The sequence below is a fragment of the Streptomyces sp. NPDC054849 genome (assembly GCF_053610945.1).
The window spans coordinates 1-14,234 of the sequence record NZ_JBSGZI010000103.1; the positions used below are offsets into that span (position 1 = coordinate 1).

A 14,234-nucleotide genomic window follows, 5' to 3' on the forward strand; every position below is an offset into this window, starting at 1 on the left:
TGCGTCTCTACGAGGATTCGCGGACCACCAGGCGGTTCGGCAGGACGACGCTCACCTCGCCCGGCTCCCCCGCACCCCCCTGGTTTCCGGAGATGTGCTCCAGCAACAGCTGCGCCATGGTCCGGCCCATCTCCTCGATCGGCTGCCGGACGCTGGTCAGCGGCGGGTCCATGTGCCGGGCGACCACCGAGTCGTCGAAGCCGACCAGCGCCACGTCCTGCGGGATCCGGCGCCCGGCCGCGCGCAGCTCCCGCCGGGCGCCCGCCGCCATGACGTCCGACGCGGCGAAGACGGCGTCGAGCGCGGGACGGCGCTCCAGCAGCTCGCGCATCGCCCGGCGGCCGCCGTCCTCGGTGAAGTCGCCGACCGCGATCAGCTGCTCGTCGACCGGGTGCCCGCCGGCGGCGAGGGCCTGGCGGTAACCGTCGAGGCGGCACTGGGCTCCGTACACGTCGAGCGGGCCGGTGATCGTGGCGATCGTGCGGCGGCTCCGTTCGAGGAGGTGGCGCACGGCCTCGGCGGCGCCCGCCAGGTTGTCGGAGTCCACGCAGGGCAGCGTCTCGGTGTCGGAGCGGCGGCCGCTGATCACCGTCGGGATGCCGAGTTCGGCCAGCAGATCCGGCAGCGGGTCGCCGGCGTGGACGGAGACGAGCAGCACTCCGTCGACGCGGTGCCCGGACAGGTACTGGGAGAGGCGCCGGCGCTCGCGGTCGCTGCCCGCCAGGGTCAGGACGAGCTGGACGTCTGTCTCCGCGAGGGCGGCGCCGACGCCGCGGACCACTTCGGAGAAGTAGGGCTCGGCGAAGAACCGGGCCTCGGGTTCGGGGATCACGAGGGCGATGGCGTCGGTGCGGTTGGCCGCGAGGGCGCGCGCGGCACGGTTCGGTACGTACCCCAGCTCCGCCACCGCCGCCTCGACGGCGGCCTTGGCCTGCTCGCTGACCTTGGAAGACCCGTTGATCACCCGGGAGACCGTGCCGCGCCCGACTCCGGCGCGCGCCGCGACCTCTTCCAGCGTCGGCCGCCCCCTCGTACCCCCGTGCCCGTTCATGGCTTCCTCCCAGCTGTGAATCTACCCCTTGACGACCGTGGGAGCGCTCCCACAGTGTGGCACACGACACCCGGCACGTTCCGTCCTTCAGGGAGGACTCCGATGCGAGCCCGAAGAAGTCTTGTCACGACCATCACCACCGTGGGAGCCGCGGCCCTTCTGCTCGCGGGATGCGCGCAGGATCCGGCCGAGTCCCCCGGGAAGGGCTCCTCCGCGGACGGGAAGGCGAAGACCACGCTCACCGTCGGGGTCTTCGGGGCCTTCGGCCTCCAGGAGGCCGGGCTCTACGACGAGTACATGGCGCAGAACCCCGGCATCCGCATCGAGCAGACGTCCATCGAGCGGAACGAGAACTACTACCCCCAGCTCCTCACCCACCTGGGCACGGGCAGCGGCCTCGCCGACATCCAGGCGGTCGAGGTCAACAACATCGCCGAGATCACCGCCACCCAGGCCGACAAGCTGGTGGACCTGGGGAAGGCTCCCGGCGTCGACAAGGCCGCGTACCTGCCCTGGAAGTGGGCGCAGGGCACGGCGAAGGGCGGGGCCACGGTCGGCCTCGGCACGGACATCGGCCCTCAGGGCATCTGCTACCGCAAGGACCTCTTCGAGGCGGCCGGGCTTCCCTCCGACCGCGAGGCGGTCGGCGCGCTGTGGGCGGGCGACTGGAACAAGTACCTGGAGACCGGCAAGGCGTACAAGGCGAAGGCGGGCGAGGGCAAGGCCTTCGTGGACTCGGCGTCGGGTGTGATGGCCGCGGTGACCGGCAGCAGCGCCCAGCGGTTCTACGACGAGCAGGGCAAGGTCGTATACAAGACCAACCCGGCGGTGCGCGGAGCCTTCGACCTCGCGGCCTCCTTCTCCGTCGAGGGATTGAGCGCCAAGCTGCAGCAGTTCACACCCGGCTGGGACCAGGGCTTCTCCAACGGGTCCTTCGCGACGGTCTCCTGCCCGGCCTGGATGCTCGGCTACATCCAGGACAAGGCGGGACCGGCGGGCAAGAACAAGTGGGACGTGGCGCAGGCGCCGAAGCCCAGCAACTGGGGCGGCTCCTTCCTGGTGGTCCCGAAGGCGGGCAAGCACGCCGAGGAGGCGGCGAAGCTGGCGGCCTGGCTGACGGCGCCGGAGCAGCAGGCGAAGCTCTTCGAGAAGCGGGGCAGTTTCCCGAGCGCGAGCGCCGCGTACAAGCTGGCGACGGTGTCAGGGGCGAAGCACGAGTACTTCGGCGGCGCCCCGATCGGCGAGATCTTCGCGAAGGCGGCGGAGGGGGTGCCCGTGGCGGTGGTCGGGCCGAAGGACCTGGTGATCGCGCAGAACCTGGCGGACATCGGGATGCTCCAGGTCGACCAGAAGGGCCGGACGCCGCAGGAGGGCTGGGAGGCCGCGGTGAAGGCGATCGACAACGCCCTGGACCAGTGAGGCGCCCGTGACGGACGAGACGGTTGTCCTGTCCCCCTCCGCCGTCGGCCCGGAGCGGCCGGCGGCGGAGGGGGGCCGCCGGAGCCGACCGGGCCAGGTGTGGCGCTCGCGCCGCTACCGCTGGGACCTGCGCTGGAGCCCTTATGCCTTCGTGGCGCCCTTCTTCCTCTTCTTCGCGGCCTTCGGGCTGTTTCCGCTGCTGTACACGGGCTGGGCGGCGCTGCACCAGGTGGAGCTGACCGATCCGGACAGCATGACCTGGGTGGGGCTGAAGAACTTCACCCGGCTGTGGGACGACGAGTTCTTCTGGAACGCGCTGCGCAACACCTTCACCATCGGGCTGCTGTCCACGGTGCCGCAGCTGGCGATCGCGCTCGGCCTGGCCCACCTGCTCAACTACAAGCTGCGCGGCTCCGCCTTCTTCCGGGTCGCGGTGCTCACCCCGTACGCGACCTCGGTGGCGGCCGCCACGCTCGTCTTCGTTCTGCTCTTCGGGCGGGACTACGGGATGGTCAACTGGGCGCTCTCGGCGGTCGGTTTCGAGGCGGTCGACTGGCAGAACGGAACCTTCGCCTCCCAGCTGGCGGTCTCCACCATCGTGATCTGGCGCTGGACCGGCTACAACGCGCTGATCTACCTGGCGGCCATGCAGGCCGTGCCGGGCGAGCTGTACGAATCCGCCGCGCTGGACGGGGCCTCGCGCTGGCAGCAGTTCCTCCACGTCACCGTGCCCTCGCTACGGCCGACGATCTTCTTCACGTGCGTCGTGTCGACGATCGGGGCGACCCAGCTGTTCGGCGAGCCGCTGCTGTTCAACGGCGGAGCCGGCGCGACGGGCGGCTCGGACCACCAGTTCCAGACGCTGGGGCTGTACCTGTACGAGCAGGGCTGGGTGAACCTGCACCTCGGGCGGGCGTCGGCGATCGCGTGGGCGATGTTCATGATCCTGCTGCTGATCGCCGGGGCGGCGCGGCTGCTGCGCGGACGGAAGGACACCCGATGAGGGCACTGCGTGCGGGCCGGCTCACCTACCTGGTGCTCGCCCTCTTCACCGCCGGCTCGCTCTTCCCCCTGGTGTGGACGGCGATCGCCGCCTCCCGTACCAACACCCGCCTGGCCCAGACCCCGCCGCCCTTCTGGTTCGGCGGGAACCTGGGGCGCAACCTCCAGGTCGCGTGGACCGACGCCAACATGGGCGTCGCCCTGCTCAACACGGTGATCGTGGCGGGCACGGTCGCCGCGGGCACGGTGCTCTTCTCCACGCTGGCCGGTTTCGCCTTCGCCAAGCTCCGCTTCCGCGGCCGGCGGCTGCTGATGTCGCTGGTGGTCGCCACGATGCTGATCCCGCCGCAGCTGAGTGTGGTCCCGCTGTACATGCTGATCGCCGAACTGTCGTGGACGGACCGGCTCCAGGCGGTGATCCTGCCGACCCTGGTCTCCGCCTTCGGGGTGTTCTTCATGCGGCAGTACCTGATGCAGGCGCTGCCGACGGAGCTGGTGGAGGCGGCGCGCTCGGACGGCGCGAGTTCGCTGCGGGTCGTGTGGCACGTGGTCTTCCCCGCGGCGCGGCCCGCGATGGCGGTGCTGGCCATGCTGACCTTCGTCATGGCCTGGAACGACTTCTTCTGGCCGATCGTCGCGCTGACCCAGAACGGCAGCCCGACGGTGCAGGTGGCCCTGACCGGGCTGGGCCGGGGCTACATACCGGACCAGTCGGTGATCATGGCGGGCGCGCTGCTGGGCACGCTCCCGCTGCTGCTGGTGTTCCTCGTCTTCGGCCGCCAGATCGTCGGCGGCATCATGCAAGGAGCGGTCAAGGGATGACGTACACCCCGACGAACGGGACGGACACGACGGACGCGGGGGAACTGCGGTTCCCCGACGGGTTCCTGTGGGGCACGGCCACGGCGGCCTTCCAGATCGAGGGTGCGGCCGCCCTGCGCGGGCCGTCCATCTGGGACACCTTCTGCCGTACGCCCGGCAAGGTGCACGGCGGCCACACGGGCGAGGTGGCCGTCGACCACCACCGGCTGTGGCGCGAGGACGTCCGGATGATGGCGGAACTCGGGCTGGGGGCCTACCGGTTCTCGGTGTCCTGGCCACGGGTGCTCTCCGGCGGGCTCGGCTTCTACGACGCACTCGTCGACGAGCTGCTCTCGTACGGAATCCGGCCCTGCGTGACCCTGTACCACTGGGATCTGCCGCAGGCGCTGGAGAGCGCCGGGGGCTGGCCCGAGCGGGAGACGGCCTACGCCTTCGCCCGGTACGCCTCCCAGGTCTCGGACGCGCTGGCCGACCGGGTGGAACTGTGGACCACCCTCAACGAGCCCTGGTGCAGCGCCTTCCTCGGCTACGCCTCCGGGGTCCACGCCCCTGGCCGCACCTCGCCCGCCGACGCCCTGCGCGCGGCCCACCACCTCAACCTGGCCCACGGCCTGGCCGCCGCCGCCCTGCCCACCCGGGCGCGGATCGGCATCGCTCTCAACCCCAGCGCGGTGCGGCCCCTGACCGGCTCGGCGGCCGATGTGGACGCACAGCGCCGCATCGACGCCCTGGCCAACCGGATCTTCACCGGGCCGCTGCTGCACGGCGCCTACCCCCAGGACCTGCTCGCGGACACCGCCGCGGTCACGGACTGGTCGTTCGTCCGCCGCGGCGACGAGGCGCTGATCAACCAGCCGCTGGACTTCCTCGGCGTGAACTACTACACCCCGGCGGTGGTCTCGGCGGCGCCCGACGGCGACGGCCCGCGTGCCGACGGCCACGGGGCCACCTCGCACTCCCCCTGGCCCGCGGCGGAGACGGTGGCCTTCCACCAACCGCCGGGTGAACAGACCGACATGGGCTGGTCCATCGACGCCACCGGCCTGTACGACCTGCTGATGCGCTTCACCGACGAGGCACCGGGCCTGCCGCTGATGGTCACCGAGAACGGCGCGGCGTACGCCCCGGACCTGCACGACCCGCTGCGGATCGCCTATCTGGAGGCCCACCTCGCCGCCGTGCACCGCGCCGTGACCGACGGCGCCCCGGTGGAGGGCTACTTCCTCTGGTCGCTGCTGGACAACTTCGAGTGGTCCTACGGCTACAGCAAGCGCTTCGGCATCGTGCACGTCGACTACGACACCCAGATCCGCACCCCCCGGTCCAGTGCCCACTGGTACGCCCGCCTGGCTCGGAAAGGCGCCTTCTGACCGTGGCTCAGCGGAAGGCCGCGGCGGAGCGGGCCGCCCAGTCGGCGAAGGAGCGGGCCGGGCGGCCGAGGATCTGCTCCACGGCCGGCGTCGGCGTCCGTTCGGCGGGCAGCGGATCGCCGAGGATCGCGAGGGTGCCCTCGACGGCCTGCTCGGACATGAAGGTCAGCATCAGGGTGCGAGCCTCCTCCCGGGTCTGCTCGACGAACCGGACGGGCTCGCCCAGGGCCGCGGCGATCGCCTCGGCCCTGCCCCTCGGGGAGACGGGGGCGGGCCCGTTGAGCTCGTAGGTCTCGCCCGCGTGGCCCGGCTCGCGCAGGACCGCGGCCGCGACCTCGGCGACGTCCGCCGGGTCGACGGTCGGGATCCCGATGTCGGCGAACGGCGCGGCGGCGGTGCGCCGCGTACGGATCGCCTCGGCCCAGGCGTAGACGTTGGAGTTCAGGCCGCCGGAGCGCAGGATCGTCCACTCCAAACCGGTCCGGCGGACGGCTTCCTCGAATCGGGCGGGGTGCTGGAACGCCGCGGGCCGCGTCGCGACGCCCTGGGACGAGAGCAGGACGACCCGGCGTATCCCGGCGGCCTCCGCCTCTTCGAGGACGCCCTGCGGGTCCTCGCCGGCGGCGAGCAGGAACAGCGCGTCGGCTCCTTCGAACGCGGGGCGCAGGCTCTCCGGCTCGGCGAGGTCGCCCTGCTGATGGCGGACCCCGTCGGGCATGTCCGCCGACCGCCGGGAAACGGCGGTCACCTTCTCGCCGCCCTCGGCCAGGATCCGTACGAGTTCCCGTCCCACATTCCCGGTCGCACCCGTCACCACGATCACAACGAACCCCCCACACACGTCAGTTGGTCGACTCAGTGACGACCCTAACTCTCCCCCGGCCACTCGTCCGGGGCTGGATTGCCGCACTCGACCAGCCCTCCACCACCCCAGGAGCACCTGCAGACCCTCCCGAACGACTCGGTCGACCGCCACGAGTCCACCGTCCGCTACGACTGCCCCGCACTCAGGCCGCGAAGGCGTCGGCGTGGTCCTCGGCCCAGGTCCTGAAGGTGCGGGCCGGGTGACCGGTGAGGCGCTCGACGGCATCGGTGATCTCGACCGGGAGGCCGTCGGTGGACTCCCAGTACGCGAGGAGCGCGTCGGCGTAAGGGCCGGGAACGTACCCGTCGACCTCGGCCTTCCACTGCTCGGCGGAGACGGCCTCGAAGGGTATGGACCGGCCGAGGACCTCCCCGAGAATCGCGAGCTGGGCCGCGAAGGTCAGCGACTGCGGTCCGGTCAGCGTGTACGCGCGGCCGGTCGGAGCGGCTTCGGTGAGGACAGCGAAGGCCGCCTCCGCCAGGTCGGCCTCGTGGACGGGGTCGCCGTAGGCGCCGGGGAACGGCAGGCGGACCGGATGGCCGGCCTTCAGCGACCAGGCCCAGCCCAGGGCGTTCCCGGCGAAGGAGCCCGGGCGGAGCAGGGTGGTGTGCAGCGGGGAGGCCGACAGGGCCCGTTCGACGGTGAGGTGGGACGCGGACAGCGGGCTGTCGGCGGCGCCGGGGCCGAGGACCGAGGAGGAGGACAGGAGCACGACGTGATCGACACCCGCGGCGACGGCCTCCTTGACGAAAGCCTCGACGCCGGAGGCCTCCGCATAGAGGAAGACGGAGCGGATGCCGGCGAGGGCCTCGGGAAAGGTCGCGGGATCGGTGAGGTCGCAGTGGACCGCATCGGGGGTGCCCGGCTCGCGGGAGCCGAGGCGGTACGGAACGCCGCGGGCGGCAAGGAGGCCGCAGAGGCCGCGGGCGACGGCGCCGCGGCCGCCGGTGACGAGAATCGACATGACAGGCCTCTTCTGGACTGGTGCGGACTGGTGCGGACCGGCGTTAGAATCCACACGTGGCGCAGATTCTGCGTGACACATCCTCTGCGTTACACAGATAAATTTGGAGCACGGAGAACACGATGTCAACCGATTCCCCCCGTACGGGTGATGAGTGGAGCCGCGCCGAGCTGCTGGCGCGCATCGTCACCGAGAGCCAGCGGCACTACGCCGACTACTCCCTCTTCAACCAGGCCATGGCCGACCACGTCGGCCTCCACCCCACCGACATGCAGTGCGTCGCCCTCCTCGACATGGAGCCCGGCCCCGTCAGCACCGGCGACATCGCCCGCCTCACCGGCCTGACCTCCGGTTCCGCCACCCGCCTCGTCGACCGGATGGTCAAGGCGGGCATCGTCCGGCGGCACGCCGACCCGAACGACCGGCGCCGCTCCCTCGTCTCCCTCTCGCCCGAGGCCCGCGAGCGGATCGGGGCGGCATGGGACACCCCCGGCCGCGCCTTCGGTGCCGTACTGGAGAGCTACTCCGACTCCGAACTCGCGGTCATCGCCGACTACCTGCACCGCGCCGCCGAGGTGGGCCGGGCCCAGGCCAAGCGGCTGACCACCGGCGCCACCGATTGACCTCCGCCGCCGCAACCCGCCCCGCCGTCACCACCGCCACCACCGCCCCGGCGTGAACGGGGGCTTCCGAGGGGCCCGTTCCGGCACTACGGTCCCCCTCAACGGGCAACGGCGCGCGCCGGAGAAACGGGAGGGTCGGCGTGCGGTCGGAGGTTGTCCGTGTCCCAGCCCGTCCCCACGCCCGCACCCGTCCCCACGCCCACGCCCGCATCCGCGCCCGAGCCCGACCCCGCGAGCCCCGGCTTCCGCGCGGTGTTCGCACTCGGCGGGACCGCTCTCCCCCTCTACGCGTTCCTCGCGCGCCTCCCCGCCGCGCTGTGCCCCATCGGGACGCTCCTGCTCATCAACGAGCGCGACGGCATCGGCGACGCCGGAGCCGTCGCCGCAGCCCTCTGGCTCGGCCAGGCCCTCGGCGGCCCCGTCATCGGCCGGTTCGCCGACCGGCGCGGCCACCGCCCCGTACTGCTCGTCGCCTGCGGCGCGAACGCCGCCGTCCTCTTCGCCCTCGTGGCGGCCGTTCTCGGCGGGCTGTCCCTGTCCGCCCGCATGACGCTCGCCGTCGCCGCCGGCCTCACCGTCCCCCAGGTCGGACCGCTGGCCAGGGCCCGCTGGGCGCGGCTGGCCGGTGAGGACAAGGCGCTGCTCGGATCCGCCCTGTCCTTCGACACCACCCTGGACGAGGTGGGGTTCGTGGTCGCCCCCGCGCTCGCCGGCATCCTGGCCGTGACGGTGCATCCCGCCTCGGCGCTCCTCCTCGCCGGCGTGCTGATCCTGTTCTTCGGCACGCTGTTCGCGGTGCACCCGACCGCCCCGGGCCCGACCGCCGCGGCCCCGACCGCCCCGGGCGCGCAGACCGGCGTGCGGCTGTGGTCGCCCGGCCTGCTCCTGCTGTGCGCGATGGCCGTGCTGCAGGGGGCCGCGTGGAGCGGGGCCAACACCGGCGTCAACGCGCTCGCCGAGTCACTGTACGAGGCGGGCGCGGCCGGGCTGGTGTGGGCCGCCATGGCCGTGACCAGCTCACTCGCCGGCTTCGTCACGGTGGCCCGCCCCGGTTCGGCCGACCTGTCGGTGCGGCTGCGGTGGACGATCGCGGTCCAGGCGGCGCTCACCCTGCCGCTGCTGGCGGTGTCCGGACTGTGGGGCGCCGCCTTCGCCGTCGCGGGCATCGGGCTGGCCGTCGCCCCGCACCTGATCGCCCTGTTCGGGCTGGTGGAACGGGCCGGCCCGGCGGAGCGGATGGGCGAGGCCATGACCGTGGCCGGCAGCGGCCTGATCCTCGGCCAGGCGCTGGCCGCCGCGGTTTCGGGACCGCTGGCGAACGCCTACGGCCACCGGGCCGCCTTCGCCGTCTCGTGCGCCGCGGCGGCCGCATCCGCGGCGCTGGCCCTGACGGCGTGCGGGAAGGGCCGATTCGGGCCCCCGCCCGGCGGCCCGGCGTGATGAGACCGTGGCCCGTTCGTCCGTGGTGAGGCGTATGACATGCCCGTGTCGATCTGTACGCTGAGCGGGCTTTCGAACTTGTTCAGGCGTTAACAGAAAAATGGGGGGGCCGGTGCGTAGCCGCCGACTCGTAGTCTCAGCTGCCGCCCTTGCGGCGAGTGTGGGTTTCATGCCGGGCGTGGCGCAGGCCACCGGTCCGGCGGTGCCCGGGGTTTCCGTTCCACCCGCCGAGGTGACGGCCGACGCCTCGAACCTCGAACTCCTGGTGTCGGGTGACATCACGACCGCGCGCGGAATATCCCTGAACGTCAACCTCTACAACGGCGCACCCGTCGCGCACGAGGTCACCATCGCCTGGGGTGACGGCACGACGGACACGGCCACCGCCACCGGCGGTGACATCCTGCGGAACACCAAGCACACCTATCCCAGGCCCGGCGACTACACGATCACCGTGACCGCGACGGACAGCGTGAGCCACGTCCAGGTCGTCAAGCAGCTCCCGTTCTCCACGGCGGGCTCCTTCTTCGTGCCGCACGCCCCCACCCGGCTGCTCGACACCCGGACCGGCACGGGCGCGTCGAAGGCCAAGGTCCCCGCGTACACGCCGGTCCGGCTCAAGATCGCGGGCAGCGCGAAGGTCCCGGCCGGGGTCGCCGCCGTGGTCCTCAACGTGACCGCCACCAACGCCACCGCGGCCGGGCACGTCAGCGTCTACCCGTCGGGCAGGGCGCGGCCCGAGTCCTCGAACCTGAATTACACCGCCGGCCAGACCGTCCCGAACCAGGTGATCGTGCCGGTAGGCAAGGACGGGTACATCGAGCTGTACAACGGCGGTTGGAACGCGGTGGACCTGATCGCCGACGTGACGGGCTACTTCGACCGCACGGCGTCCAACGGCTACACCTCGCTGAACCCGGTCCGTTTCGTCGACACCCGTGAAGGCCTCGGCACGGCGCGCGGTCAGGTCGCCGGACAGGGCACCTTCGGCGTCCAGATCACCGGCAGGAGCGGCATCCCGGCCGGAGCGACCGCCGTGGCGCTCAACGTGACCGTCACCAACCCGAAGCAGGCCGGCCACCTGACGGTCTTCCCGAGCGGTCAGGCGGCTCCGACCACCTCCAGCCTGAACTTCACGGCGGGCCAGACGGTCGCCAATTCGGTCATCGTCCCCGTCGGCGCCGGCGGAAGGATCGACGTCCGCAACGGCGCCTGGGCCGGTACCGACGTCATCGTCGACGTCGTGGGCTACTACAGCCCCGACGGCAAGGCGGCCTTCACCAGCACGACCCCCGGCATCAGCGCCGCCCCGTGGCGGCTCATGGACTCCCGCCGCTGGACGGGCTGGCCGTGCCTCGCCGGCGGCTACTTCCCCATGCCCATGGACTCCGGCAACCGCAACGGTCTCCCCGTCGAGGCCTACGCCCTGAACGTCACCGTCACCAGCACGACGGGAGCCGGCCACCTCTCGGTCGCCCCCGACCCGTACTCGATGGACGCGTACCGCAACGGGCGCCCTGTCCCGCCGCCGCGGCCCACCTCCTCCACGCTGAACTGGACGGCGGGCAAGGACGTTTCCAACCTGGTCCAGGCGAAGCCCGGCCCCTACGAGGTCATCGACCTCTGGAACCAGAGCAGCCGGGAGGTCCACTACATCGTCGACTGGTTCGGCCAGTACGACGTCTACTGATCCGGAGCCCGGGGGCAGGCGAAGGGGGCGGCGAGCGCGAGTCGAGCGCGGCCGCCCCCTTCGTGCGGGTCGGGAGACGAGACAGGAGTGGCAGTGACAGTGGCAGTGAAAGTGCCGGCGGTGGCGCGGCGCCGGAACGGACGGACGTCTAAGGCGAGGACTCCATCGCCGCCAGGCCCTTCGCCAGGTCCTCGGCGTTCATCACGGGACCGACCTCGAGCTCGGCGTTGAACTGCAGGTACAGGTCCTCCATCAGGGCGGGCATCTGTGAGCTGTCCTGGAGGTCGAAGACGATCCAGCAGGAGCGCACGCCCTCGTGCAGGCCGAAGTAGGCCGCCTCGGGCTTCACCTTGTCCATCAGCTTCTTGACCGCCTGGGGCAGGGCGCCGGTCTTGATGCCCTCGTTGGTGGCGGCCGTGTCGAAGTGCGCCCTGAGCATGACTCTCATGCCTGACTCCTTCCGTCACGCCCACACTCGGCGCGGGCCGGGGGCGCAGCAACATTTGCACCCCCGTCCGGGCAGGCCCCGTCCGGCCAGCCCTAGCCGGACGCCACCGTACGGCCGACGATCCCGGTGCCGAGGACTGCGTAGCGCATCTCTGCTTCCTTCCGGTCGACGCCGGCGCGCACGTGAACGCAGACGTGGACGTGGACGCCGGCGGTGAGGGGGACGCGGCGGTGAAGGGGATCCCGGGCGGGCGCTAAGACACGCCCTGGCCCAGGATTCCGACGTCGTAGAAGAACTGGTACCGGCTCGGGTCGTCCGGGAGGAACCAGTGAAAGCCCTCCTCGAAGAAGACGGCCACCACGTTCACCGCGATGACCAGCCCCAGGAACCAGAGCGCGAACATCCCCACCGTCCGCAGCGGGCCCGGACCGGCCGCCGGAACGCTGCGGTCCGCCGTCGCGTGGGCGAACGCCAGGGCGATGCCGACGGCGACCACCGAGGCCTGGAAGAGGATCCACGCCCACACGTACAGGTGCAGGCCGAACACCTCGCTCCCGTACCCCTTGTCCCCCGGCAGGATGTGCAGCGTCGTCTGCCGCCAGGACGCGAAGGAGCCCGCGACCACCGCGACCAGGGACATGCCCCAGCCGGTCATGTAGTCGCGGCCCGTCACCGCCCCGTAGGCCAGCGCCGTGCGGATGATGTAGACCGCGCCCATCGCCGCCAGCAGCATGAACATCCGCTGCACGATGCAGAGCGGGCACGGGTACTCCCACAGCCCGAACTGGTAGAACAGCCCGCCGCAGACGACGGCCGTCCAGCCGATGGCGAAGAAGCAGGCGAACCAGTACTGGACCCTGCCCAGCAGTCCGCCCCCCGGCGGGGCGTCCGGAAGGAGGGTGTACATCGCGGCCACGGTCAGTAGCTCAGCGTCAGGGCGAGGCCGCCGGTGATGTGGTGCGCCATCAGCAGGACGACGGCGACCAGCATGACCCACCACGCTCCGAGCGCGACCATCCGCGAAGAGTCCCGGTACAGGGTGATCAGCGTGGCGAGGAGCCCGCCGAAGATGAGGGTGTCCATGCCGCGGACCGTACCGAGGCCGGGGGATCCCGTCTGCCAGGCGCGCCCCCGGTCACGGCGTGGCGCGCCCCCGGTTACGTCGGTTGCCGCGTCGGCCGCGGGCCCGGCCCCCGCCGGGGCCGCCGAGGCTCCGGCCGTCCAGGCCGATCCAGACCCGGACCTCGGTCCCGCCGAGCACCGAGCGCCCCAGCCGTACGTCTCCCCCGGTCGACTCCGCGACCCGGCGCACGATGTCCAGGCCGAGGCCGGTCGACCCGTCGCGGCCGCCGTCGTTGCCGCGGCGCAGGGCGGCGTCGGGGTCGGCGATGCCGGGGCCCGCGTCCGAGACGAGCACGATGACAGCGTCGCCCGCGTCGTGGACGTCCACCGCGAAGGGGGTGCCCTCGGGGGTGTGCCGGAAGACGTTGCCGAGCATGGCGTCGAGTGCGGCGGCGAGTTCGGGCCGGGCCACGGGGATCCGTACCGTACGGTCGACCCCCGCCAGCCGCACCTCGCGGCCCTCGTCCTCCGCGAGCGCCGACCAGAAGGCCATCCGGTCGCGGATCACCTCGGAGGCGTCGCACCCCGCGCCCGCCCCGACCAGGCCTGTGGCCGGCCGCTGTTCCCGGGCCGTACGGATGATCGTGTCGACCTCGCGCTCCAGCTGCTCCACGGCCGTCCGGGTCTGCTCGGCGGCCGGACCGTCCCCGAGCGAGGCCGTGTTGAGCCGCAGCACCGTCAGCGGCGTCCGCAGCCGGTGCGACAGGTCGGCGGCCAGCTCCCGCTCGTTGGCGAGGAGTTCCACGACCTGGTCCGCCATCGCGTTGAACGCGACGGCCGCCGAGCGGAGTTCCTTCGGCCCGTCCTCCGGCACGCGCGCTCCGAGCCGGCCCTCGCCCAGCTGGTGTGCGGCGTCCGCGAGCCGCTCGGCCGGCCGGACCAGCCGGGCGCCGAGCCGGTCGGCGACCCCGACCGAGCCCACGATCAGCGCCAGCCCGACGCCCGCGAGTACCAGCCAGGCGGTCGCGACGCCGTTGCTGACCTCGCTCTCCGGTACGAAGATCTCGACCACCGCGATGTCCCCCGACCCGAGCGCGGTCGGCTGCAGCAGCGCCGAGCCCCCGCCGGCCACCGAGGCCGTCGTGGCCCGCCCGATCCTGCGGGTCTCCGCCACCGCGTGCGCGCCCGCCCAGCCCTCGCCGATGTCAACCGGCGCGTCGGACCCGATGGCCGGCACATGCACGGCCATCCGCCGGGCGGCGCCCATCTGCGTGGACTCCACCGCCTTGCGCAGCTGCACCGGGTCGGTGGTGATGGAGAGCGTCGGCCCGATGGTGGCGGCCTGCCGCTCGGCGTTGGAGAAGGCACGGTCGCTGGCCATCTCCTGGACGACGAGCCCGAGGGGCACGGCGAAGGCCACGACCACCATGGCCGTGACCGCAAGGCAGACCTTGACGAGAGCCCACCTCATCTCCGTA

Annotated in this window: 14 protein-coding genes; 7 read left to right on the plus strand and 7 right to left on the minus strand. The window is 72.2% G+C overall.

Annotated elements, in window-relative coordinates; genetic code table 11:
- Nucleotides 1-7: 7 nt before the first annotated feature.
- A complete protein-coding gene (locus ACWGIF_RS31390; RefSeq protein ID WP_453502546.1) occupies nt 8-1,051 on the minus strand; it encodes a LacI family DNA-binding transcriptional regulator in 1,044 nt (347 codons plus the stop codon).
- Nucleotides 1,052-1,153: 102 nt separating this feature from the next.
- Here ACWGIF_RS31390 and ACWGIF_RS31395 point away from each other — a divergent pair, with 102 nt between their 5' ends.
- From ACWGIF_RS31395 to ACWGIF_RS31410, 4 genes are read left to right on the plus strand one after another with little or no spacing between them, the layout of a single operon-like run.
- Entirely contained in the window at nt 1,154-2,470 is a 1,317-nt protein-coding gene (locus ACWGIF_RS31395) for an ABC transporter substrate-binding protein (protein ID WP_453502547.1), read from the plus strand.
- 7 nt (nt 2,471-2,477) lie between these two features.
- A complete protein-coding gene (locus tag ACWGIF_RS31400; RefSeq protein ID WP_453502548.1) occupies nt 2,478-3,473 on the plus strand; it encodes a carbohydrate ABC transporter permease in 996 nt (331 codons plus the stop codon).
- Nucleotides 3,470-4,294, plus strand: a complete 825-nt coding sequence (locus tag ACWGIF_RS31405; RefSeq protein WP_453502550.1) for a carbohydrate ABC transporter permease — start codon at nt 3,470-3,472, stop codon at nt 4,292-4,294. The genes ACWGIF_RS31400 and ACWGIF_RS31405 overlap by 4 nt, the downstream gene beginning before the upstream one ends.
- Nucleotides 4,291-5,664 (plus strand): GH1 family beta-glucosidase, encoded by a 1,374-nt coding sequence (locus ACWGIF_RS31410; RefSeq protein ID WP_453502551.1) that lies wholly within the window; start codon nt 4,291-4,293, stop codon nt 5,662-5,664. Before ACWGIF_RS31405 ends, ACWGIF_RS31410 begins: the two co-directional genes overlap by 4 nt.
- A 7-nt stretch (nt 5,665-5,671) precedes the next feature.
- Here ACWGIF_RS31410 and ACWGIF_RS31415 read toward each other — a convergent pair whose 3' ends face one another.
- Both ACWGIF_RS31415 and ACWGIF_RS31420 read right to left on the minus strand, forming a co-directional pair.
- Entirely contained in the window at nt 5,672-6,487 is an 816-nt protein-coding gene (locus ACWGIF_RS31415; RefSeq protein WP_453502553.1) for an SDR family oxidoreductase, read from the minus strand.
- A 184-nt stretch (nt 6,488-6,671) separates the two neighbouring features.
- Entirely contained in the window at nt 6,672-7,493 is an 822-nt protein-coding gene (locus ACWGIF_RS31420) for an NAD(P)H-binding protein (protein WP_453502554.1), read from the minus strand.
- A 122-nt stretch (nt 7,494-7,615) separates the two neighbouring features.
- On the opposite strand from ACWGIF_RS31420, the gene ACWGIF_RS31425 reads away from it, so the two are divergent.
- From ACWGIF_RS31425 to ACWGIF_RS31435, 3 genes are all read left to right on the plus strand, one after another.
- Nucleotides 7,616-8,116, plus strand: coding sequence for a MarR family winged helix-turn-helix transcriptional regulator (locus ACWGIF_RS31425; protein ID WP_453502556.1), 501 nt, complete (start codon nt 7,616-7,618; stop codon nt 8,114-8,116).
- Nucleotides 8,117-8,275: 159 nt separating this feature from the next.
- Nucleotides 8,276-9,556: an MFS transporter gene (locus ACWGIF_RS31430; RefSeq protein WP_453502558.1), complete on the plus strand. Its 1,281-nt coding sequence runs from the start codon at nt 8,276-8,278 to the stop codon at nt 9,554-9,556.
- Between the two features lie 178 nt (nt 9,557-9,734).
- Nucleotides 9,735-11,246: a PKD domain-containing protein gene (locus tag ACWGIF_RS31435; protein WP_453502559.1), complete on the plus strand. Its 1,512-nt coding sequence runs from the start codon at nt 9,735-9,737 to the stop codon at nt 11,244-11,246.
- Nucleotides 11,247-11,394: 148 nt separating this feature from the next.
- On the opposite strand, the gene ACWGIF_RS31440 is transcribed toward ACWGIF_RS31435, so the two are convergent.
- From ACWGIF_RS31440 to ACWGIF_RS31455, 4 genes are all read right to left on the minus strand, one after another.
- A complete protein-coding gene (locus ACWGIF_RS31440) occupies nt 11,395-11,694 on the minus strand; it encodes a hypothetical protein (RefSeq protein ID WP_453502560.1) in 300 nt (99 codons plus the stop codon).
- 253 nt (nt 11,695-11,947) lie between these two features.
- Entirely contained in the window at nt 11,948-12,601 is a 654-nt protein-coding gene (locus ACWGIF_RS31445) for a disulfide bond formation protein B (protein ID WP_453502562.1), read from the minus strand.
- Between the two features lie 11 nt (nt 12,602-12,612).
- Nucleotides 12,613-12,777 carry a DUF5993 family protein gene (locus tag ACWGIF_RS31450; RefSeq protein ID WP_453502564.1) on the minus strand — a complete coding sequence of 55 codons (165 nt, stop codon included), beginning with the start codon at nt 12,775-12,777 and terminating at the stop codon, nt 12,613-12,615.
- A 52-nt stretch (nt 12,778-12,829) separates the two neighbouring features.
- Nucleotides 12,830-14,227, minus strand: a complete 1,398-nt coding sequence (locus ACWGIF_RS31455) for a HAMP domain-containing sensor histidine kinase (RefSeq protein WP_453502566.1) — start codon at nt 14,225-14,227, stop codon at nt 12,830-12,832.
- Nucleotides 14,228-14,234 lie beyond the last annotated feature (7 nt).

What these genes read in the sequence shown, in the direction of transcription:
- ACWGIF_RS31390 (WP_453502546.1), bottom strand. Translation starts at nt 1,051, where the DNA reads ATGAACGGGCACGGGGGTACGAGGGGGCGGCCGACGCTGGAAGAGGTC.
- ACWGIF_RS31395 (WP_453502547.1), top strand. Translation starts at nt 1,154, where the DNA reads ATGCGAGCCCGAAGAAGTCTTGTCACGACCATCACCACCGTGGGAGCC.
- ACWGIF_RS31405 (WP_453502550.1), top strand. Translation starts at nt 3,470, where the DNA reads ATGAGGGCACTGCGTGCGGGCCGGCTCACCTACCTGGTGCTCGCCCTC.
- ACWGIF_RS31410 (WP_453502551.1), top strand. Translation starts at nt 4,291, where the DNA reads ATGACGTACACCCCGACGAACGGGACGGACACGACGGACGCGGGGGAA.
- ACWGIF_RS31420 (WP_453502554.1), bottom strand. Translation starts at nt 7,493, where the DNA reads ATGTCGATTCTCGTCACCGGCGGCCGCGGCGCCGTCGCCCGCGGCCTC.
- ACWGIF_RS31425 (WP_453502556.1), top strand. Translation starts at nt 7,616, where the DNA reads ATGTCAACCGATTCCCCCCGTACGGGTGATGAGTGGAGCCGCGCCGAG.
- ACWGIF_RS31440 (WP_453502560.1), bottom strand. Translation starts at nt 11,694, where the DNA reads ATGAGAGTCATGCTCAGGGCGCACTTCGACACGGCCGCCACCAACGAG.
- ACWGIF_RS31445 (WP_453502562.1), bottom strand. Translation starts at nt 12,601, where the DNA reads ATGTACACCCTCCTTCCGGACGCCCCGCCGGGGGGCGGACTGCTGGGC.
- ACWGIF_RS31450 (WP_453502564.1), bottom strand. Translation starts at nt 12,777, where the DNA reads ATGGACACCCTCATCTTCGGCGGGCTCCTCGCCACGCTGATCACCCTG.
- ACWGIF_RS31455 (WP_453502566.1), bottom strand. Translation starts at nt 14,227, where the DNA reads ATGAGGTGGGCTCTCGTCAAGGTCTGCCTTGCGGTCACGGCCATGGTG.